This is a genomic window from Synechococcus sp. PCC 6716 (assembly GCF_022570815.1).
In the GTDB taxonomy this organism is placed as follows: Bacteria; Cyanobacteriota; Cyanobacteriia; order Thermosynechococcales; family Thermosynechococcaceae; genus Thermosynechococcus; species Thermosynechococcus lividus.
The window spans coordinates 1-21,739 of record NZ_JAKLTU010000023.1; the positions used below are offsets into that span (position 1 = coordinate 1).

Below are 21,739 nucleotides of genomic sequence, written 5' to 3' on the forward strand. Positions count from 1 at the left end.
TCTGTTTTCACTCTCCTTCAGTTTTGCGTAGAGGTTGACATACTTCAGAACCTTGAACGGTTTCCGTCCTTGTTCAAAGAAGTATTGCCGAGACTCATACACGCCTTGGTTGTAGAGATTGTTGGCAAGACGCGCTAACTCAGTAAGCAACTGAGCAAGCTGCTTGTCAGGTTGAAAAACATCTTTTTGGACGGCTAAAAACATCATTGGGTTAAGATGGTATGCAGTTATTATAGATGCCTAGTTACGCGAATAGCAACCGTATGAGAGAACATGGCATACAGCTAAAATCGACTCGCCATTGCAAGTATCAGCCAAGACATCACTTTGTCTGCAGAAGAATGTCAAGACTGATTCTGCCTACTGCCGTAGGCGCGGGAACCGTTCTGTATCCCCGTTGTGAACGAGCGAGGTTTTATCCGGTTCCCGAACCCTCCGGTTTCTATAATGGGTTTGCAGGTAGGCAATGGCACTGGCGCGATCGCTCACTAGGCCATCAAGGGTGGCAGCTTGGAGTGCCCTCAACATCTGCCGTAGTTGCGGGCCGCGTTGATAGCCCAAGGCTTGAAGGTCGTGGCCATTGAGGAGGCTTTTTTGCAGCCGCCACTGCCACAAATAGTCCCGTAGCAGCTCAACACGGTGGGGGTCAGGCTCGCTATGCAGTTGTGCCGCTAACAACACGACCAGCGGCAGCGGGTAGCTCTCTAAACAGTGGTAATAATCACTTAAACGAGCACTTGCTGCGAGGATAGCTTGCCACTGTTGGCGCAGCGCCGGTAAGTCCTGTAGCCACCGAATAGCATCTTCACTGAGTTGCAGTTGCTGGGCGATCGCCACAGCAGTGGGAGCATTAATAATTAAGGCCAATAATAAGAGTTGCCAGAGGGGAACAGTTTGCCATTTTTGTTTTTGCGGGAGTTGCGGCCACCACTGCCACACCAGTTGCAAACGAGCACGAGCCGCGTCATCAAAACAGACGTGCCGATCTAAGCACTGGAGTGCTCCCAGTTCCGCCAGCAGGGTAAGGGCGCGATCGCCAGCAAAGGCCTCCCCAGGAGCGACAGGCAGTTCTAATATATGGCGCAGTTCATTGCGGAGGCGGCTTTGGAGAGAGGGTCGTTTGCTAGCAGCGCGATCGTCCCCCTCAAACACCCCGCTGGTGAGGGCATACTCAATATACTGCCGGGTTTGGGATTCTAGCTCAAACCCCAGCCGCACCGCAAACCGCACCGCCCGGAAGATGCGCGTCGGATCCTCAATAAAGCTATTGGGGTGCAGCACACGGATTAAGCGCTGCTCTAGATCCTCGCGCCCACCAAAAAAATCTAGCACTTCACCGTGGCGGGGGGCACTAAGGCGCAACGCTAGGGCATTAATCGTAAAGTCACGGCGGTAGAGGTCTTGGCGAATCGAACTGGCGGCCACTTCCGGATGCGCTGCCGGATAGGGATAAAACTCACTGCGGGCGGTGGCAATATCCACGGCAAAGCCAGCCAAATCAGAGTGCTTTGGCCAGTGCAGGGCAGCGGTTTGAAACTGACCATAGACCTGGAGCACCGTCTCACGGTAGAGATCATGGAGAGCTTGGGCTAGGTGCACCCCCGCCGCCTCGTCCTGCTGTACCCCATCCACCACTAAATCAAATTCACGGGTGGGTACCGCCTCCGACCCTTGGGCGATCGCCAGCAATAAATCCCGCACAGCTCCACCGACAAGATACAGTTGCCAGCCTCGATCCTTAGCAATGTTGGCCGCCCGCTGCAGTAGCGCCCACAGTAACGAGGGCAGCCGCTGCTGCAACGCCTCATAAAGATTCAGTGTCGGCAGCGGGCACACCGTTTCGGTCTCCACCGTCAGAGCATAGAGATGGCGCAACACATCGGTGCGGGTGACAATTCCTAAGAGGTCCCCCTTAGGGGTCATCACCGGCAATCGCCCAATATCATACTTCACCATCAGGGATTGAATCTCTGGCAACGTGGTATCGGGGGTAATGGTGCGCACGGGTGCCTTCATATAGCCTTTGACTGGCGCGTGGGCAAAGCCGTGGTGCAGGGCAATATCCAAATCTCGCCGCGAAATAATGCCCACCAGTGTCCCTGTGGCATCAACGACCGATAACCCCGAATGACCATAGCGCAGCAATACCCGATGGGCATCTGCAATGGAGGTGTCTGGCCGCACAGTTCGCACGGGGGACGACATCAGTTCTACGGCAGTGGGAGGATGCGGCACCTGCTGACAAAGACTGTGATACACCTCTTTAAGCACCTGCTCCGGGGTCTCTGTGATCACGGTAGCGGCGGCGGCTTGGGCGTGCCCTCCCCCTCCCAAAGCAGCAAGACTGTAGGCCACATTCACTCCCGGAATTTGACTGCGGGCAATCACCGCCAGATGGTTGTGGCGATAGGCATGGCCGAGGAGGATTGCATCGCACTCACTGAGATCTGCAAGTTGAGTAACGAGCCGCGACAACCCGGGGAGATAGGATGCCGTTGCCAGCAATACCCAACCTAGGCGATAGCCGTGGTGCTCCTCTTGGTGCAAGTGTTCCCATGCTTCTCGTAGGAGGGGCTGTAAGTCTTCACTTAGCCCCGCCTCACTATAGGTGGCGATCGCCCGTTGATTGGCGCCCTGACTCAGCAGCCAAGCTAAGGCTTGCACGTCCCGCACCGTCGTTTGCTCAAAGGTAAGAGAACCCGTATCCGCATGAATCCCCAGAGCCAGCACCGTGGCCTCAGTGGGGGTTAAGGTAAGGTTGGCAGCCTGTAGCTGCTCAGCAATAATTGTACTGGTGGCACCCACTGGCTCTAGGTACAGGGTAGTAGCGGCAATATCCCCGGACAGCTCCACGTGGTGATCGTAAATCGTAATCTTTACCTGCGGTTGATCCAGCCATAGAGCGGCTTKTCCCAACTGCTTGCGCCATTGGGTATCCACAATCCACAGTTGACGTAACTGGGTTGGGTCCACAGCTCGCGCTTCAATCAGAGGATATTCGTCACGGTGGTAGGCCAAGAATTCACCAATTTTGGGATGGGTACCCCCCGTTAAAACAATTTTTGTGCCCGGATAAAGCCGTGAGAGACCCACCGCTGCCCCTAGGGTGTCAAAATCAGCAATTTGATGGCACAGCACCAGATCCATAACATGCCCTAAAAAACTGCAAACTGATATTAGCGGGGTGAAAACGTGAAAAGCCTACCCCACACTGGCAAAACTGATCCGCCGAAGCAGACAATGTTCCTAGGGCACTAAGGATACCTGCATAGATCCTAGCGCGGCAACAAAGTTGACATCCTCCCCGCCGCAAGCGGACGGGGTTGTTCGCTCACATTCGATAAATCTTTTTATTAATTTTTGTTAATATTCATCGTAGCTGAAACTATTCTAGGCACTGCGGGTACCTTAGGAGGCAAATCTCCTTAGACTGACATCAGTGTTGTTGCGGTTCCACCTCGTGAATCAGTATTGGCACGGATGATTGCTATGTCTTAGTAAGGGGTAGGAGGTCGGATGAAAATTGGCGAAATATTGCTCAAAGCTGCCCTGATTAACACCGGACAACTGCAAGTAGTGCTAATGGAGAAAGACATTTATGCCAACTTGCGGCTAGGGGACATCATTTCCCTGCATGGTTGGGTTGCCCAAGAGACGATTGACTTCTTTGTGGAGGAATGGCCGCAGCTTATCCAAGCCAAAGAAAAAAAACCACTGGGGTTCTATCTCCAGCGTGCAGCTTTACTCACAGAGGCGCAAATTCAACAAATCCTTAAAGATCAGTGGCAAGCCAGTTACCGCTTTGGTGCCCTTGCGGTCTTAAATGGCTGGTTAAAGCAAGAAACCATCAATTTCTTCCTTCAACACATTAACCCTAATGCTCTCAAAGAAAGCACGCGGATTGAAAAAGCAACCCTATCGGATATATCTCGCGTCAGAGTGCCTAAGGTGCCCCGCTCAAAGCAAACGTTGACTGACGAGCTTCAGCGGCAACTCATTGACCCAGAAGATTTAGCAGATATAGATATCGACCTTGATGACGTGACGTGGCTAAATTAGCGCAGCAGCGGCGGGGKGTTACTCATTCGACAGAGCAACTAAGGCCTGGAGTTTAGCCCAGGCTGCACCGCTAGCAAGAATGGCTTTGGCGTGATCCACACCTTGCCACCAGTCGTTTACTGCCCCAGCAACGTAGAGTGCCAAGGCGGCATTAAGAGCCACGACATCTGTTTGGGCTGCACTGCCATTGCCCTGCAAGACAGCCTCTAGAATTGCGCGATTTGTGCTGACATCGCCCCCTGCAAGTTCTGAAAGGTCAGCCTGCCGTAGCCCCAAGGCTTGGGGGTCTAGCACCTCTTGCTGTAGGGAGTCTTGGGGGCTTGTAAACATGACCATATCGGTCATATTGCCAAGGGTGGCCTCATCAACCCCTTCCCGACCATAGAGGACAATTCCCCGCTGACAGCCTAGTTGTTGCAAGGCACCGGCCATGGCTTCCAAATAGCGATCGCTAAACACACCAATGACTTGACCCGTAGGATGCAGTGGGTTGACCAAGGGGCCAAGGAGGTTGAAGACGGTGCGAATTTTCAGGGTACGGCGCAGCGGGGCAACGGCCTTCATGGCGGGATGCCAGCCGGGGGCAAATAGAAATGTAATCCCTACCTCCTGCAACAACCTCTGGGGATCGGGGTGGGCAAGGTTCACGCCCAACGCTTCCAGAACATCTGCCGACCCGACGCGGCTCGAAACGGAACGGTTGCCGTGCTTAGCCACCTTCACGCCTGCCGCTGCCACCACAAAGGCAACGGCTGTCGAAATATTAAAGGTGCCCGCGCGATCGCCACCAGTGCCACAGGTATCAATGAGGGGAACGCCCAAATTAATGGGCTGACCGGTTGATTGCTGGAGGAGCACACTGGCCATCCCCGTGAGCTCAGGCACCGTCAGTCCCTTAAATTGTAGTGCCGTTAGAATTGCTCCCCCAAGCGCCTCAGGAATGTCGCCTTTTAGCCACCCCTCCATTAACTGCACAGCTTGCTCTTGGCTAAGAGCCTGCCGATCCAGTAGTTGTTGCAGAAGTTCTGGCCACATGAAGACATTGAGGCGTAGAAATTTATAGGAGATTAATTAGGCTGCTGCTGCCGCTGGCGAGACTGCCAATAGTGCATTGGTAAGCACAGGAGCGAGGAGAACGTCAGCAAAAAGGCCAACAGTGCCGTAATTTTGCACATCTGACCTAGATCAGTGCCTTCTAATGGTACAGCGATCTGGAGGCCGGTGGCACCACAATAGACGAGCCAATAGACAAAAATCATTCGCCATAGGGTTTCACCATAGGCTTGCTGAGGGGAACAGCCCTGCAGTGGGTGCTGTTTGCTCTGCTGCTGAGCCTCGTGGAGGAGCCAACTCAGACCAATCAGAGCGGCGATCGCCGACACAACTAACATGACAACAGACCACTGACTCACCACTAACATTGCACCATTTAACTCCCACAAATGTATGTACCGTCCTTTAGTCTAGGGGAGTTGTTTATAAGCTATGACAAATGCTTACAATTTGAAATTTTTACATCAACATAATTTACAAACTGGTTCTAAATTAAGGTGAGCCATCACAGCATCAGTCAGCCGATCCAGTTGTCGGTCTCGCTCCGTTGCATAGTCAGGGATCGCTGTGGGCAACGGGGGCAACTGTCGCCGCGATCGCAGCTGATTGAGCCAGTGGCGCCGCCATGAACCATTTTCAAAAAGACCATGGAGATACGTTCCCCAGAGGGTTCGTGCGGTATTGACGCACCCTAGCTCTGGCGTTTCAAACAGCATCTGCCAGTCGCCTACGGTGGCAGTATAGGTACTTTGGCCGTGATGAATTTCATAGCCATGAATGGGTGTGTCACTCGGAAAAACGAGGGAACGGGTCTGCCGCTGTTGCGTGATTTTCTTGGGGGTCAGGTGCGTCTGTAGGGGCATTAATCCTAGCCCCGCGTGCACGCCTTGGCATCCTTCTAGCCCCTCCGGGTCGGCGATCGTCTCACCGAGTAATTGCCAACCGCCACAGATTCCCAAAATGGTGCCCCCCTGAGCCGCATACTCCTGTAGTTGTTGCGCCATCCCCGTCTCACGCAGTACCTGCAAGTCGGCAATGGTGGTTTTTGTCCCCGGCACGATCACCGCATCGGGGTTCCCTAAGGGGTCAGACGGCGAACAAAACCGCAGACTCACCGTAGGCTCTGCCAACAGCGGATCAACGTCGGTAAAATTGGCGATCCGCGGCAGCCGCACAACCGCAATTTGAAGATCGGCAGCGCGCTGCGGGCGTGGATCCAATAGATCGAGGGAATCCTCCGCTGGGTGGTGCAGATCCAGCCAAGGGATCACCCCTAAAACCGGTACACCCGTTGTCTCCTCGAGCCACTTCAAGCCCGACTCCAGCAGCGATCGCTGGCCGCGAAACTTATTGATGACAACTCCCCGGATCAACGCTCGCTCGTCGGGGTCAAGGAGCATCAGGGTTCCCACAATGTGGGCAAACACACCACCACGGTCAATATCTGCCACTAGGATCGTTGGCGCATTCAGATACTTCGCCACTCGCATATTCGTGAGATCGCGATGCTTCAGGTTCACTTCCGCCGGGGAACCCGCTCCTTCACAGACAATCCAGTCAAAGCGCTCCTGTAACTCTCTCAAGGCCGTGGTAATGGCCTGCCAGCCCCGATCAAAATAATCTCGGTAGTAGTTGGCCGCCTCGGTCACGCCAGCACTGTGGCCATTGAGAATCACTTGGGAGGTCATGTTGCCTTGGGGCTTTAGCAAAATTGGATTCATGGCCACCTCCGGTTCAACCCCCGCTGCCCAAGCCTGTACTGCTTGGGCATAGCCAATTTCGCCGCCCTCGCTAGTCACGTAGGCATTCAAGGCCATATTTTGCCCCTTAAAGGGAGTCACCCGGCAGCCGTGCTGTGCTAACCAGCGACAGAGCACCGCCGTCAGTAACGATTTTCCGGCATGGGACGTGGTGCCCACGATCATTAATGCCTGTGCTGCCATCATTGCCCCAAAAGGAACGCCGCTGTAACCTGAATCAATGATCCCAAAATCCAGTAAGGTTGATGCAGTAGTTGACGAGTCACTCGCGATTCATGACGGCCTCAAAATCCACAAAACGCCCCCTGCCCCTTGCAGCGCAATTCTTGAAACTGGTCGGCATCATTCTCCTACTCACGTTTTTTGTGGAGTGGGGACTTCTTTTTGTCTCCCCCCAGTTTAGTAATAATCAGTGGCAACTGACGGTCGTCAACCAGTTTATTGAGCGCGCTGCCACCCCCCTCATTGGCTTTGTTTTTATTTATACTGGCTTTTGGATCCAAGCGGTCTCTGGAAACGCCCCTCAAGTAGATCCTAGCCAGTCCGCCCTGAAAGACTGGCGGTTTTGGGTGTTTGTTCTCTCTAGTTTGCTGGGGCTCCTTTGCCTGTTGGGGATTCCGCTTTACCTCTCCATTACAGGGCAAATTACTGAGCAAGCAGTCAATCAGATCAATCAAGAAGCCGCCCAAGCTGAGATCCGTGTTGATCAAGAGCAGCAGCAAATAAAACAACTCGCCAGCAGTGGTCAATTGGAGCAAATTTTACAAAGTGGTCAACTGCCTGCCGAGCAAAAAGCGCTTCTCCAGCAGTTGAAAAATGATCCGCAAGCCCTCGATCGCCAAGCGGGTCAAGCTCGAGAGCGCATCCGTTCTCAGCAGCAAGAAGCGGTGGAGCGGGCGCAACAGGAAGCCCTCATCAACCGTCTAAGGGTGAGTATTCGCAGCTTTTTGTTAGCCATTGGCTTTATTACCATTGGTTGGAGCGGCCTGCGGGAACAACGTTAAGTTTTTGCCATGGGTTGTGTGGGTTGGCTGGCCAATCTCGCTACAATTCCCTAGAAGCAGGCCATGGCAGAGGAGTGAAGTATGGTCTATTTAGTATTTTTGTGGCGATCGCTGACCCGTGCTGGTGGCCTCAGTGTGCTGATGACGCTCTTGCTCTCCTCAGCGGCTTGGGCAATTGAGCTACGGGTGGCCATCCTTGAAGGGGTTCGTCAAGTTACCATTAGCAGCTCTACTCCTGCCCAGTTACGGGACGATGCGGGTCGCGCTATTGCTGTCTCGCCCCAGCAATCTGTGGCCGCAGTCTTTACCGGTAGCAGCGTTCAGGCAGCGGGGATCCAAGGCCGACAATTGCTCCTTGAACCACGGGACACCGGTTTAGTGCGGGTGGGCGATCGCTGGTATCGGGGGCGGTTGCAGATCCTGAGCACCAGCCGCGGTTTGTTGGTGATTAACCTTGTTGACCTTGAAGACTACCTCCCCAGTGTTGTCGGCAAGGAAATGTACCCTTCATGGCCACAGGAGGCTCTAAAAGCCCAAGCGGTTGCCTCCCGTTCCTTTGCCCTGTTTCGGCGCGATCGCGAACGGCGGCGTCCGGGTACCCTCTACGATGTGGGTGCCACAGTCACCCATCAGGTCTATCCCGGTGTGAGTTCAGAAACCGCCAGTACCCTCGCAGCGGTGGCGGCTACTCGTCATCAAGTCCTCACCTATGGCGGTCAAGTTATTGAAGCTGTCTTTCATGCTGCGTCGGGAGGGCATACGGAGGATTCTGAGTACGTTTGGCAAAAACCTGTGCCCTACCTACGTGGCACCCCTGATTTTGATCAGGTATCGCCTAACTTTCAGTGGACTGTTCGCTTAACAGCGGCACAACTGCGCCAGCGCATTCCCGGTATTGGCACCATTGTTGGCTTCCGCCCCCTACAAACCAGTCCCCAAGGACGGATTATTTCCATGCAAGTGGTGGGGACAGCGGGTAGCCGTACTATTTCTGGCAATGAGTTGAGACGTGCTCTGGGGTTGCGCAGTACCCTCCTCACGGTTGCCCCTGAGTATGGGAATGTGGCCAGCCAAGCGGGACAAAGTGTGCCCGTTGCCTTTACGATTACAGGACGCGGTCATGGGCATGGCTTGGGGATGAGCCAGTGGGGTGCTTACGGTATGGCATTGCAGGGCTATACCTACGATCAAATTTTGGGGCATTATTACCAAGGGGTGACCCTCAGCGAAATCAGTAACGCTGGGCGTTGAGGCTGCTGGTTACCTCGTCTATACTCCCAGTGCAAGGCAGGAGACAGCGGCTATGGGCTTGACACTTTACTTTTTACGCCATGGTCAAACCAGTTTTAGCCGTGCTAATGCATTCTGCGGTGAACTGGATCCCCCGCTCACGGAGGCAGGGACTGCCATGGCGGCAGCCTTTGCCAGCGCCTATGCCGAACTGCCTTGGCAGGCAGTGTTTGCCAGCCCCATGCTGCGAACCCGTGCAACTGCTCAGTTCCTCTGCGATCGCCTCGGGTTAGAGATGCAACTGCGGGATGGCCTACGGGAAATTTACTACGGCCAGTGGGAAGGATTATCCACCCAAGAGGTTAACGAGCGGTTCCACGATGACTACGTGAGTTGGCTCTCGGATCCGGGCTGGAATGCCCCAACGGGCGGGGAGCGCGGTATTGATATTTATTACCGTAGCAATGCCGTGCTACTGGAAATTGAGCGTCAATATCCGAGTGGCAACATCCTGATCGTGTCCCACAAAGCCACTATTCGGATCATGCTGTGCGGCTTGCTGGGGATTGATGTTGGGCGGTTTCGCGATCGCATTGCTGCGCCGGTGGCCAGTGTGAGTATTGTGGAGTACACAGCTCGCGGCCCATTATTACTCGCCCTTGCGGAGCGATCGCACCTGCCAGCCCATTTGCGGGAGCTACCCGGAACGTGATGTCCCCGCAGCAAACCTTGTTGGGACAGCGCGGCGCTTCCTAGCTAGTCGCTTGGAGATCTCAACAGTCGCCGTAATAGCTGCTGTGGTCAAAGTCGGTCTGATCACAACAACTCCCTTGCAGGTTGGCATGGCGAAAATTGGCCCAGCGGCAAACAGCATGGCTAAGATTGGCATTCACAAACAGTGCTCTGGCAAAATACCCCTTGGTTAGCCCTGCATAGGTGAGGCTGGCTCCCTGAAAGTTACAGCGATAGGCATACACGCCTTCAAGGGAGGCATAGTCAAGTTGGGCAAAACGCAAGGTGGCATCGTTGAGGCTCGCAGCCACCAGTTGCCCACCTTTGAAGTCCGCTGCGGTCGCTTGGGCAAAACTGAGATCCGCATCCCGAAAATTGGCTTCACGGCAGTCCGCTTGCTCGAGAATAGCCCATGCCAAGTCGGCGTGCTGAAACTGTGCCTGTTGCAAATTGACCAAGCGCAGAATGGCCCGCTGACAGGTGCTGCGATCGCCCACGGCTCGGTAAAACAACGCCCCCGTACAGTCTGCCTCTTCTAGATTTGCCGCGTGTAAGTCTGCGCCATAGAAATTGGCGTAGCAAAGAGTTGCGCGCCGCAGGTTAACCAAGCGCAGTACACTATGGCTAAAGTTACACCCCCGCAGATCATAGCCGCCTAAATCTAACCCCGTGAGATTCACCTCACTCAGATCAACGCTAAGCTGGGGATAGGACTGCCGCCACTGATTCCAATGGTGGCGACCCGCCCGCAGGCAACCGTACAGCCACTCCCTTGATGCCATTGCTATCGGCTTACCGATCATCTATCCCTCCGCAAGACACCTTCGCGCAGCACGCACAGGATGTCAATTTGGATACAGTATTCTTTGGTTTTCGTTATCATGACGTGAAATTTGATAGAATTTCATCTATAGTAGTTTTACTGCTGTCTGCAGCACATCCAACAGTTGGGTCTCTCTGTTGGAGGTCCTATAGATCAATGATGCTATTAGTCGTAATCACTTTGCTGAGGAAAGGAGAGTGGGTTTGAAACAGGCAACCCTACATCAGCTGAAGGTGTTTGAGGTCACTGCTCGCCACGGAAGTTTTACTCGCGCTGCGGAGGAACTTTTTCTGACCCAGCCCACGGTTTCAATTCAGATGAAGCAGTTGACCCGTGCTGTCGGTATGCCCTTGTTTGAGCAGGTGGGTAAACGCCTTTACCTCACTGAAGCGGGTAAGGAACTGTTAGCCACCTGTCAAGACATCTTTGAGCGCTTAGATCGCTTTGAAATGGCGGTTGCCAACCTCAAGGGGTTGAAGCAGGGGCACCTGCGCCTCTGTGTTATTACCACAGCCAAATATGTAATCCCCCGCTTGCTGGGGCCATTTTGCCAGCGCTATCCGGGGATTGACGTTGCCCTCACGGTCACAAACCACGAACAGGTGGTAGAGCGTATTCGTGGGAATATGGATGATCTCTATATTCCCAGCTATCCTCCCGACAACGTCGATGTAGAGTGTCACCCTTTTTTAGATAATCCTTTAGTGGTGGTTGCCCCCAGTCAACACCGCCTGAGTCAGCGCCATGGCATTTCCATCCACGATCTTGAAGGCGAACCGTTTATTATGCGCGAGCAAGGGTCGGGGACGCGCCAAGCGGTGGAAAAACTCTTTGCCCAGCACGGGGTGTCGATCAATATCCGCTTAGAACTGGGCAGTAATGAGTCTATTAAACAGGCGATCGCCGGGGGATTAGGAATTTCGGTGTTGTCCCATCACTGCCTTGCCCTTGACCGCGAGTCCAGTCAGTTGACTATTCTTGATGTTGAGCACTTTCCGATTCAACGCCACTGGCACATTGTCTATCCAGCTGGGAAACAGCTTTCAGTGGTTGCCCAAGCCTTTTTTGACTACGTTTCTACGGAAGGGCGCGAGATGATTGAGTCTAGTTTGAGTTATCCACCACTGCCCCAAACGACGAAGGAACTCAACCCTGTCTAGCCATGGCTGCCCTGCGCTACCGTTGTGCGCCTGATCCGCCAACAGCGGCCGATCGCACCCTATTATTGCTCCACGGCTGGGGTGCCAATGCCGCAGACCTGTTACCCCTTGCCTCTGTGCTCGCCCCCACCTATCAAGCCTATGCGGCGGACGCTCCCTTTCCCCATCCCTACGTTACGGAGGGGCGGATGTGGTACGACCTCAGTCAGCACGACGGTGCCTCGGAGTCCTTGCTACTCGACGATCGGGCAACGGATTTAGCCACTAGTGAAGCAATGCTCTCAAAGTGGTTTGAGGAACTGCCCATTGACCTCAGCCGCACAATTCTGGCCGGGTTTTCCCAGGGGGGTGCCCTCACCCTCTCACTGGGGTTACAGTTCCCCTTTGCGGGCTTAATTGTCTTTAGTGGCTATCTTGTGCGCCCCCCCACACCGCGATCGCCCTGTCCACCTGTACTGATGATTCATGGCACTGCGGATCCGGTGGTACCCTTTGCCATCGCCCAAGCCAGTTACCGCCACTTAGCCGCTGCCAATGTTCCGGTTCGCTTCCATCCCCTCCCCATGGGTCACGAGATCAATCCGGCGGCGATCGCCCTCGCCCAAAGCTTTATTGCCTGCCACTGAGAATTGCCCCCTCAACGGTTGCCTTGACGTGCCACTTCGAGGAAATAAGCGATGGCGGCTAAAGTACTGTTACCTAGACAGATAAAAATTTTTAGTTTTATATTATTTTTTATTGCCAAACACGTAACTAATGAGGGGTTCAGGGAGCGATAACTTGTACCTTTCTTGTTGGGCGTTGCTGAATAGACGAATGATTTTCGGGTTTGAGTCTTTTGCCGCCCTCACCCTAGCCCTCTCCTTTGGGAGAGGGAACAAAACTCTTAGCTCCCGTCTCCCTGGGGAGATGGGTTGGAGATGAGGGCAATTCATAGCTACATTCAGCAACATCTCTTTTTGAATTTCAACACTTCTGATCAATCTGATCAAGATGAATATCCATGGATGCTATCCCTGATTAAAAGTATCTTGTTATACAACCTTCACTACTGTTGCGGAAGAACCTTTAGGTTTATTCGATTTCTGACCCTAGTGGTTACGGTGCCGGTCTTCCCGTCTAGACGACAAAATAAATCGCACCTAGTTCACACTAGATGCGATTCTATCGCTTTGAATCGATCTATGTTGATCTAAAACAGACCCAAGGTTAGAGACTTATCTAGGGGGAAAGCAGCACCAATGCCCAGCCAAAGGGTCACGACCGTGCCAAACAGAAACACCGTCATCGCCACTGGCCGACGAAAGGGGTTCTGGAACTTGTTAATGCTTTCTATGAAAGGAATCAGCATTAGCCCCAGCGGAATCGTCGCATTCATGAGCACCCCCAACAGCTTGTTAGGGACAACACGGAAAATTTGGAACGTTGGATAGAGATACCACTCTGGCAAAATCTCCAACGGCGTTGCAAAGGGATCCGCAGGTTCACCGATCATGGCGGGATCCATCACTGCCAAACCAATTACCAAGGCGATCGTGCCCATGATCACAACAGGGAAAATGTACAACAGATCATTGGGCCACGCGGGCTCGCCATAGTAGTTATGGCCCATACCTTTTTTGAGCTTTGCCCGTAATGCCGGATTTGCTAAATCAGGCTTTTTCAGAACTTTTGCCATAGAACCGTTGTTCTCCTAAGGGTTAGCAAGGGGGAGTGTACTTGGAGCATAACAAGTTCCGACGCCACGTAGGGCTGGCGACGTTACATTTCGTTATGCTCAACCATCGTCAATTGCGTTTTAGAGGGGGCCAGAAATGCCCTGCTTCCGAATCATCAGGAAGTGCATGAGCATAAAAACAGCAATCGACCAAGGTAACACAAAGGTGTGTAGGCTGTAGAAGCGAGTTAAGGTGGCTTGGCCAACGCTTTCACCGCCACGCATCAGCTCTACCAATTGGTCGCCGACCACGGGGATGGCTGCTGGAATACCGGAAACAATTTTTACCGCCCAATAGCCCACTTGATCCCAAGGTAACGAATAGCCAGTCACCCCAAAACTGACGGTGATCACCGCTAAAACTACGCCTGTTACCCAGGTCAGTTCACGGGGCTTCTTAAAGCCACCGGTCAAATACACTCGGAAGACGTGCAGAATCATCATCAGCACCATCATGCTGGCGGACCACTTGTGGATCGAGCGAATCAACCAGCCAAAGTTCACCTCATTCATGATGTACTGCACTGAGGTAAATGCTTCAGCGACGGTGGGCTTGTAATAAAAGGTCATCGCAAAGCCCGTCGCAAACTGCACCAAGAAACAGGTCAGCGTAATGCCACCAAGACAGTAAAAAATGTTGACATGAGGTGGAACGTATTTACTGCTGATGTCATCGGCGATCGCCTGAATTTCGAGGCGTTCCTCAAACCAGTCGTAAACTTTATTCATAACAGAGATCAGTCCTGAGAAACCGCTGCTTTACCTTGAAAAATGTAACACAACGCTTCTCAGAGTTTCCACATTTCGCAACAATCTCCTTGTCTTGCCGCCAGATGTTGGTTGCTTGCGGCTACCGCCCATTGGATAATAGCAAGTAACCGTCAACAGCAAGGGACAATGACCAGCTGTGTGACCTAAAATACTTGAATTTTAGCTTGACCTCAATAGTACACAACCGCTTAGGAGGGTTATCGCATGGGTCTGTTGAAAAAACTCTTTGGTGCCATTTTTGGTCTTTTTGCCGCCCTTGGCAAACTCTTAGGACTCGGAAAGAAGGGGGAATTCTACGTTGAGCTAGAACCAACCGCTCCGTCACCAACGCCAGTGGCGGCACCCGAGCCAAGCCCTGCGGTGGCCACCCCCAAACCAGACCCTGCACCCGTGGCTGCCGCGGCTGCTGTAGAGCCACCGCCCGCTGCTCCGGCTCCTGCACAGGCTACAGCGAGCGAGGTGTCATCGCGACCCTATACCCAATTTGTCCGCCGTCGTCCGGGGGCTAACATGGCGAGCTTTTTAACGATGGCGCGGCAAGTGCGTCCTTCGACGTAAGGCACCTCAGGGCAACGCCTAAAACACTTTAACTACGAAATAAGATCGGGGCGGTTATCCCATAGGTAACGCGCCTCAGTTTTACTTTTGCAAGGGTCAGGTTGAAATGAACCCCTGCTTGGAGTACGATGCTTGCAAACTGTGAAGAGTGAACGACTATGGGTCAGCCGCAATCGTGGGCATGGATCAAAATTGTTGCCGGTGTGCTCCTTCTTCTTGGGGTCGGTGCCTGTGAAAATACGAACACAACGACTGGTTCTGCAAGTGATGGCCTGCGCATTGGTTCGCTACTGCCCTCAACCGGAGACTTGGCCTCCGTAGGTACCCCTATTGCCGAGACAGTTCCGCTGCTGGTGGAAACCGTTAATGCCTGTGGCGGTGTCAATGGCCAACCGGTAACGTTGATTGCGGCTGACGATCAGTCGAGCCCAGCGTCGGGCGCAGAGGCTATGACAAAACTGGTAGAAATTGATCGTGTTGCTGGTGTGGTTGGCTCCTTTGGTAGTAGTGTCTCTAATGCTGCTGCGGACATTGCCACCCGTGGGCAAGTAATGCTAGTGTCGCCAGGTAGTACCAGCACCTTACTGACCGAGCGCGCCAAAAAAGGAGACTTTAATGGTTACTGGGCACGCACTGCGCCGCCTGATAACTATCAAGCTCAAGCCTTGGCGCAGCTAGCGAAAGATCAGGGGTTCAAGCGGGTTTCTACGGTCGTTATCAACAATGACTATGGCCGCAGCTTTGAGCAGGAATTTACTCGCGCGTTCAAGGCGCTGGGGGGCACTGTGGTCAATGAAGCCCGTCCTACCCGCTATGATGAGCGCTCAACCACCTTCACTACAGAAGCAGCCGCTGCCTTTGCTGGCAACCCTGATGCTGTTGTCGCTATTTTATATCCGGAGACGGGTAGCCTACTTCTCAAGTCAGCCTTTGAGCAAGGACTCACCCAAAATGTGGCTATTTTGCTCACGGATGGGGTGAAATCTGACAGTTTTCCAGAACAGGTGGGGCGCACTCCCGATGGCACGTATATTATTGCTGGAGCCAAGGGCACTGTGCCCGGTGCTGATGGCCAAGCCTTAGCTGCCTTGCAAGAACTCTGGCGTACCAAAAAAGGGGGAGAGTTACCTGCCTTTGCCGCTCAAGCGTGGGATGCTGCCGCCTTACTTGTTCTGGCGGCTCAGGCCGCTAAAGCCAATACCGGCGACGGGATTCGCTCTAAGTTGCGGGAGGTCGCTAACGGCCCCGGTGAAGAGGTGGATGATGTTTGTGCCGCCTTGGCGCTGCTGCGGGAGGGGAAGGAAATCAACTACCAAGGGGCGAGCGGTAATGTGGATATTGATGAAAACGGCGATGTGGTTGGGGTCTATGACATTTGGCAGGTGACGAAGGACGGTAAATTAGAAGTGATTGGTAAAGTTAACCCCAAACCCTAGGCATGGCAAGTACGTTTTCCTTTGATATTGTGAGTGATTTTGACTGGCAAGAGTTGGTCAATGCCGTTGATCAAACGGAACGAGAAATTAAGGCTCGCTACGATCTTAAAGACACCAAAACGACGGTGGAACTGACCAAGGAGGGGCTGACTATTCAAACTGATAGTGAGTTTACGCTCACAGCAGTGCATACAATCTTGCAGCAGAAGGCTGCCAAACGGCAACTTTCTCTAAAAATATTTGACTATGGTGCGGTGGAGACGGCTAGTGGTAGCCGTGTCAAGCAAGTCATTCAATTGCGTAGGGGTATTAATCCTGAGCTGGCGAAGGAAATTAGTAAGCTCATTCGGACTGAGTTTAAGAAGGTGCAAGCCTCAATTCAAGGAGATACCCTAAGGGTTACAGCTAAATCTAAGGATGACTTGCAAGCGGTAATTCAACGCTTAAAGGGGGCAGACTATCCGGTGCCATTACAATTTACGAACTACCGTTAGGGTCACAACTGAAGACTATGCTAGGTTCATTTTCCTTGGGCACCGTTGGCTTACTTGTTGGTTCGCTGCTGACAGTGGTGGGGGTCGTTGCCTATGCAACTGGGAATGCCACTCTCAATCTCGCTGGGTTCTTTTATGGTGTGCCGTTGCTATTGGGGGGGCTGGCACTGAAGGCTGCAGAACTTAAACCTGTGCCCTACCGTGAGCTACCGACGGCTGAGGTAATTGCTGCGCGATCGCAGGCAACGCCAACACAAACACAAATTCGCAAGGATGTGACTCGCTATCGCTATGGCCAAGAGGCACATCTAGATAGTACGTTGGCTAGTTTGGGACTGAGTCCGTCGGAGGATGAGCGTCCAGTTTTGGTGGCGATCGCCGAAGTCTTGAGAAATGGAGCCTACACCTTAATTTTAGAGTTTGATTCGCCGGCGGTTCCCCTTGAGGTCTGGCAGTCTAAGCAACTGAAAATGGAAACATTCTTTGGGCCCGGGGTTGCTGTGGCCGTTGAGGCGTTAGGAGACAACCGAGTGCAAGTGGCGCTGATCCGTCACTCGGTGGTAACAGGTGTTACAGTTCAGCAAAATTCCTAGTAAATATCATTTTTCAGGATTAGGGTGCTACCATAGCATCATTATTGGGGCAATATAACAGGTAAAGATGAATTTCGCCGGGTCGAAGTCATTCTTGGTCTTGGAAAACAGATTTCGGAAATAACTCATTGGCGGCTATGGGTAAAGTCATTGGCATTGACCTCGGAACCACAAACAGTTGTGTAGCTGTTTTAGAAGGGGGTAACCCAGTTGTCATTCCCAGCGCTGAAGGTGGTCGAACAACGCCAAGTATCGTTGCTTTTGGTAAATCGGGAGATCGTCTTGTTGGCCAGCTTGCGAAGCGCCAAGCGGTGACCAATGCGGAAAATACCGTGTTTAGTATTAAGCGCTTTATCGGTCGTCGCTGGGACGAAACTGCTTCGGAACGGGCACGAGTGCCCTATACCTGTGTTCAGGGGCGTGACGGCACGGTGGATGTACAAATTCGCGATCGCACCTACACACCCCAAGAAATTTCGGCCATGGTGCTGCAGAAACTCAAGCAAGATGCAGAAGCCTACTTGGGGGAGACTGTGACCCAAGCAGTCATTACTGTGCCTGCCTACTTTAGTGATGCCCAGCGCCAAGCTACCAAAGATGCTGGGGCGATCGCCGGCCTTGAAGTCATGCGGATCATCAACGAACCCACTGCTGCCGCCCTAGCCTATGGTGTTGACAAACAGGATCAAGATCAAAAAATCCTTGTCTTTGACCTTGGGGGTGGCACCTTTGATGTGTCTATTCTCCAGCTAGGGGACGGCGTTTTTGAAGTCTGCGCCACTGCTGGTAACAACCACCTCGGGGGCGATAACTTTGACGAGTGTATTCTAGACTGGCTGCTGGCAACCTTCAAAGAACAAGACGGTATTGATCTGTCCAGCGATAAGATGGCACTACAGCGATTGCGCGAAGCCGCTGAAAAAGCCAAAGTCGAGCTCTCTGGTACCCTCTGCACCTCTATTAACCTCCCCTTTATTACAGCGGATGAAACCGGACCGAAGCACCTTGAAATTGAACTTACCCGCAGTAAATTTGAAGAGCTTTCGGCACACCTGATTCAAGCAACCCTTGAGCCAATGCAGCAGGCACTTGCTGATGCCGGTCTCACCGTTGAGGATATCGATCGCGTTCTCTTGGTAGGTGGCTCAACCCGCATCCCAGCCATCCAAGAGTTAGTGAAACAGTTTTGTGGCAAGCCCGCCGATCGCTCCGTCAACCCTGACGAAGCCGTTGCTGTTGGTGCCGCCATCCAAGGGGGAATTCTTGGCAAAGAAACCACGGTTAAAGACTTACTGCTGCTGGATGTGACCCCCCTTTCCCTAGGTTTAGAAACCTTGGGCGGCGTATTCACAAAAATCATCGATCGCAATACGACTCTGCCCACCAGCAAAACCCAAAGCTTTTCAACGGCAGCGGATGGTCAAACCGTGGTTGAAATCGCTGTTTTCCAAGGAGAGCGCCCCATTGCCCGGGACAATAAGCAACTGGCCTGTTTTGAATTAACGGGCATCCCCCCTGCTCCCCGAGGTGTGCCCCAAATCGATGTCACCTTTGATATTGATGCCAATGGTATTCTCAGTGTTTCAGCAGTCGATAAAGCCACAGGTCGCCAACAGAGTGTTCGCATTACCAACCGTGGCAGCCTCAGCAGCATGGAAATTGAGCGGATGCGCCAAGAAGCCGCAATCTATGCTCAGGCTGACGAAATAAAAAAACAAGTGGCAGAACTGCGCAACCAAGCAGACACCCTGCTTTACAGCTACGAGTCAACCCTGAAAAATCACGGCATTAGCTTGCCTGCGGATCTGCGATCGCGCATTGAGCCAGCAGTGCAAAGTATGCAGGCAGCCATGGTGGATGACAGCATCACGCCTGATGAAATTCGCAAACGCATGGAGGTACTCCAGCAGGCGTTGGTAACCCTTGGCACCGTGGTTTATCAACAAACTGCCGGGGGATCCGTCATGGCACCTACCCCTACAATGGCAGGCGGATCAACCATTAGCTCCCAAGCAACCCAAGTTTTAGATAGTGATGCCACAGTAATCAGCGATAATGAAGATACGGTTGTTTCAGATTATGAAGCTGTTGATTAATTTAGGTAACTGTGGCTATGGCTCGTGATTTCTATGAGATATTGGGTGTCTCGCGTTCTGCCGATGCCGAGGAATTAAAGCGAGCTTATCGGCGTCTAGCCCGTAAATATCACCCCGACGTCAATAAAGAGGCAGGCGCTGAGGAAACCTTTAAGGAAATCAACCGCGCCTACGAGGTATTGTCGGATCCCCAAGCCCGCGCCAACTACGATCGCTTTGGGGAGGCCGGAGTGACTGGAGCGGCTGGCTTCAGTGACTTTGGCGTTGGCGATATGGGAGGCTTTGCCGATATTTTTGAAACCTTCTTTGGCGGCTTTGGCACAGGGGTCGGTACAACGGGTCGTCGCCGTCCGGGGCCAACCCGTGGCGATGACCTGCGCTACGACTTGAGGTTGGACTTTCGAGAAGCTATTTTTGGTGGCGAAAAAGAAATTCGCGTCAATCATCTAGAAACCTGTCAAGCCTGCAAAGGCAGTGGTGCCAAGCCTGGCACTCGCCCTGTTACCTGTAGTACCTGTAACGGTGTGGGTCAAGTTCGACGCTCAACCCGCACCCCCTTTGGGAGTTTCACCCAGTTGAGCACCTGTCCCACCTGTGGGGGGTCTGGCTCGATGGTGGAAGATCGGTGTGAGGCCTGTGGTGGCCAAGGACATATTCAAGTCAGTAAAAAGTTAAAGATTACAATTCCAGCAGGGGTTGATACCGGTACGCGGTTGCGGGTGTCGGGGGAAGGGGATGCTGGTCAACGCGGTGGGCCTGCAGGCGATCTGTACGTTTACTTGTTTGTAGAGCCTGATCCCGAGTTTCAACGAGATGGCAACAACATTCTTTCACGGCTTAAAATTAGCTACTTGCAAGCGATTCTAGGGTGTCGGGTCATGGTTAGCACTGTGGATGGTGAGGCAGAGCTAACCATTCCAGCCGGAACCCAACCAGGAACAGTGCTTACCTTGGAAGGTCATGGGGTACCACGGGTGGGTAATCCGGTGGCGCGGGGCGATCACTTAATTACAATTGAGGTGGAAATTCCTACCCGTATTAGCCATGAGGAACGAGAACTTCTAGAAAAATTAGCGAAGATTCGTGGTGAGCGCCTTGGGAAAGGCGGCCTTGAAAACTTTTTAGGGGGTCTCTTTGGCGGCTAGGGTAACGCCCGGTTAAAAGAAAGAGAATAACCCCCTGTTTACTGGATAAAAGCCGCATAACGATTGAACTCAATCAAAAAACTAAAGTAATTTCTTGAGGGTTCTGAAAATGATTTGACAAGATTTGAAATTTACCTTGAAAGGTCATAATCTTTTTGGCATTGGTTATTGCGATAATAAATATCCTGAAATCTTATTTGCTCTATGCTCAAGGTCGTTAAGGTCAGGCTATATCCAAATGAGCAGCAAAAGCAATTGCTAGAGCAATCCTTCGGCAATTGTCGGTGGCTGTGCAACTATGGGTTAAGCTTGATTCGTCAGACCTACAAAGAGACGGGGAAGGGGCTGTCTAGCTATGACATTAAAAAGATGATTCCCCAGCCTAAACAGGAGCATGAGTGGCTAAAGCTGACCTATGCACAGTGTCTCCAGTAGGTGTGCATTAACCTAGGAACCGCCTTTAATAACGTCTTTGAAAAACGGGCAGGGTACCTGCGCTTTAAGTCGAAGTGGGATCATCAATCCATCCAGTATCCCCAACATGTCAAGGTACTGGACAATGGCTTGCGCTTGCCCAAGATTGGAGAGGTTAAGGCGGTTCTTCACTGTCCAATAGATGGGAAGCTCAGAACCGTCACCGTTAGCAAGAATCGCTGTGACCAGTATTTTGCTTCCGTTCTGTTTGACGATGGCAAGCCTGAGCCAACGCCATCTACGAATGGTAAAGCGGTTGGCATCGACCTAGGGCTAACCGATTTTGCGGTGACATCTGACGGCTCTAAAGTTCCTAACCCGCGATGGCTGGCAACATATGAACGGAACCTAAAGCGGAAACAAAAAGCCCTATCGAGAAAGCGAGATGGTTCTAGTAACCGCAACAAAGCTCGCAAGAGGGTGGCAAGGGTACATGACAAGATTGCACGTTGTCGGGACGATTTTCTGCACAAGCTATCGCGTAGGATAGTTGAGGACAACCAAGTCATTTGTGTCGAGAACCTTAACGTTAAAGGCATGGTCAACAACCGTTGCCTCGCCAAGCCGATTAGCCAAGTTGGTTGGGGAATGTTTATAAAAGCCCTTGCCCCTTGATGATCCACAAAAATTTATT

Annotated in this window: 21 protein-coding genes and 1 pseudogene; 14 read left to right on the forward strand and 8 right to left on the reverse strand. The window is 52.6% G+C overall.

Annotated features, from left to right (window positions below):
• A pseudogene (locus tag L5220_RS09825) lies at positions 1-207 on the reverse strand (hypothetical protein); the annotation flags it as partial.
• Between the two features lie 153 nt (positions 208-360).
• On the reverse strand, positions 361-3,147 hold the full coding sequence (locus L5220_RS09830; protein ID WP_499573314.1) for a CBS domain-containing protein: 2,787 nt from the start codon (positions 3,145-3,147) through the stop codon (positions 361-363).
• A gap of 369 nt (positions 3,148-3,516) precedes the next feature.
• Here L5220_RS09830 and L5220_RS09835 point away from each other — a divergent pair, with 369 nt between their 5' ends.
• Positions 3,517-4,059, forward strand: a complete 543-nt coding sequence (locus tag L5220_RS09835; protein ID WP_448514619.1) for a hypothetical protein — start codon at positions 3,517-3,519, stop codon at positions 4,057-4,059.
• 18 nt (positions 4,060-4,077) lie between these two features.
• Here the strand turns inward: L5220_RS09835 and trpD are convergent, their stop codons facing one another.
• The 3 genes from trpD to L5220_RS09850 all read right to left on the reverse strand — a co-directional run bounded on the left by trpD (position 4,078) and on the right by L5220_RS09850 (position 7,058).
• Positions 4,078-5,094 (reverse strand): anthranilate phosphoribosyltransferase, encoded by a 1,017-nt coding sequence (trpD, locus tag L5220_RS09840; protein ID WP_099798134.1) that lies wholly within the window; start codon positions 5,092-5,094, stop codon positions 4,078-4,080.
• Positions 5,095-5,126: 32 nt separating this feature from the next.
• A complete protein-coding gene (locus L5220_RS09845) occupies positions 5,127-5,471 on the reverse strand; it encodes a hypothetical protein (RefSeq protein ID WP_448514620.1) in 345 nt (114 codons plus the stop codon).
• Between the two features lie 105 nt (positions 5,472-5,576).
• Positions 5,577-7,058 (reverse strand): cobyric acid synthase, encoded by a 1,482-nt coding sequence (locus L5220_RS09850; RefSeq protein WP_499573316.1) that lies wholly within the window; start codon positions 7,056-7,058, stop codon positions 5,577-5,579.
• Between the two features lie 89 nt (positions 7,059-7,147).
• Between L5220_RS09850 and L5220_RS09855 the strand changes: the two genes are divergently transcribed.
• The 3 genes from L5220_RS09855 (at position 7,148) to L5220_RS09865 (ending at position 9,818) form a co-directional block, all read left to right on the forward strand.
• Positions 7,148-7,876: an HpsJ family protein gene (locus tag L5220_RS09855; protein WP_448514622.1), complete on the forward strand. Its 729-nt coding sequence runs from the start codon at positions 7,148-7,150 to the stop codon at positions 7,874-7,876.
• Between the two features lie 81 nt (positions 7,877-7,957).
• Complete coding sequence (locus L5220_RS09860; protein ID WP_499573318.1) at positions 7,958-9,127, forward strand: SpoIID/LytB domain-containing protein; 1,170 nt, start codon at positions 7,958-7,960, stop codon at positions 9,125-9,127.
• A gap of 52 nt (positions 9,128-9,179) precedes the next feature.
• Entirely contained in the window at positions 9,180-9,818 is a 639-nt protein-coding gene (locus L5220_RS09865) for a histidine phosphatase family protein (RefSeq protein WP_499573319.1), read from the forward strand.
• Between the two features lie 61 nt (positions 9,819-9,879).
• Here L5220_RS09865 and L5220_RS09870 read toward each other — a convergent pair whose 3' ends face one another.
• Positions 9,880-10,641 (reverse strand): pentapeptide repeat-containing protein, encoded by a 762-nt coding sequence (locus L5220_RS09870; protein ID WP_448514625.1) that lies wholly within the window; start codon positions 10,639-10,641, stop codon positions 9,880-9,882.
• A 223-nt stretch (positions 10,642-10,864) separates the two neighbouring features.
• Here L5220_RS09870 and L5220_RS09875 point away from each other — a divergent pair, with 223 nt between their 5' ends.
• Together L5220_RS09875 and L5220_RS09880 are read left to right on the forward strand one after the other, a co-directional pair.
• Entirely contained in the window at positions 10,865-11,821 is a 957-nt protein-coding gene (locus L5220_RS09875) for a LysR family transcriptional regulator (RefSeq protein WP_448514626.1), read from the forward strand.
• Positions 11,822-11,823: 2 nt separating this feature from the next.
• Positions 11,824-12,447 carry an alpha/beta hydrolase gene (locus L5220_RS09880; protein ID WP_499573320.1) on the forward strand — a complete coding sequence of 208 codons (624 nt, stop codon included), beginning with the start codon at positions 11,824-11,826 and terminating at the stop codon, positions 12,445-12,447.
• A gap of 566 nt (positions 12,448-13,013) precedes the next feature.
• On the opposite strand, the gene petD is transcribed toward L5220_RS09880, so the two are convergent.
• Together petD and petB are read right to left on the reverse strand one after the other, a co-directional pair.
• On the reverse strand, positions 13,014-13,499 hold the full coding sequence (petD, locus tag L5220_RS09885; protein WP_448526312.1) for a cytochrome b6-f complex subunit IV: 486 nt from the start codon (positions 13,497-13,499) through the stop codon (positions 13,014-13,016).
• A gap of 120 nt (positions 13,500-13,619) precedes the next feature.
• Positions 13,620-14,267: a cytochrome b6 gene (petB, locus tag L5220_RS09890; RefSeq protein ID WP_099798143.1), complete on the reverse strand. Its 648-nt coding sequence runs from the start codon at positions 14,265-14,267 to the stop codon at positions 13,620-13,622.
• Positions 14,268-14,513: 246 nt separating this feature from the next.
• Between petB and L5220_RS09895 the strand changes: the two genes are divergently transcribed.
• From L5220_RS09895 to L5220_RS09930, 8 genes are all read left to right on the forward strand, one after another.
• Positions 14,514-14,867: a hypothetical protein gene (locus L5220_RS09895; protein WP_448514629.1), complete on the forward strand. Its 354-nt coding sequence runs from the start codon at positions 14,514-14,516 to the stop codon at positions 14,865-14,867.
• Positions 14,868-15,025: 158 nt separating this feature from the next.
• A complete protein-coding gene (locus L5220_RS09900) occupies positions 15,026-16,303 on the forward strand; it encodes an ABC transporter substrate-binding protein (RefSeq protein WP_499573323.1) in 1,278 nt (425 codons plus the stop codon).
• Between the two features lie 2 nt (positions 16,304-16,305).
• A complete protein-coding gene (locus L5220_RS09905) occupies positions 16,306-16,797 on the forward strand; it encodes a YajQ family cyclic di-GMP-binding protein (RefSeq protein ID WP_448514812.1) in 492 nt (163 codons plus the stop codon).
• 17 nt (positions 16,798-16,814) lie between these two features.
• The gene (locus tag L5220_RS09910; RefSeq protein ID WP_448527403.1) at positions 16,815-17,390 is read left to right on the forward strand and encodes a DUF2854 domain-containing protein; all 576 of its coding nucleotides are present in this window, start codon (positions 16,815-16,817) and stop codon (positions 17,388-17,390) included.
• Between the two features lie 137 nt (positions 17,391-17,527).
• Positions 17,528-19,486, forward strand: coding sequence for a molecular chaperone DnaK (gene dnaK / locus L5220_RS09915; RefSeq protein ID WP_499573326.1), 1,959 nt, complete (start codon positions 17,528-17,530; stop codon positions 19,484-19,486).
• Between the two features lie 17 nt (positions 19,487-19,503).
• Positions 19,504-20,631, forward strand: coding sequence for a molecular chaperone DnaJ (gene dnaJ, locus L5220_RS09920; protein ID WP_198406121.1), 1,128 nt, complete (start codon positions 19,504-19,506; stop codon positions 20,629-20,631).
• A 204-nt stretch (positions 20,632-20,835) separates the two neighbouring features.
• The gene (locus tag L5220_RS09925; protein WP_499573330.1) at positions 20,836-21,066 is read left to right on the forward strand and encodes a helix-turn-helix domain-containing protein; all 231 of its coding nucleotides are present in this window, start codon (positions 20,836-20,838) and stop codon (positions 21,064-21,066) included.
• Entirely contained in the window at positions 21,067-21,720 is a 654-nt protein-coding gene (locus L5220_RS09930) for an RNA-guided endonuclease InsQ/TnpB family protein (protein ID WP_499573332.1), read from the forward strand.
• Positions 21,721-21,739: the final 19 nt, after the last annotated feature.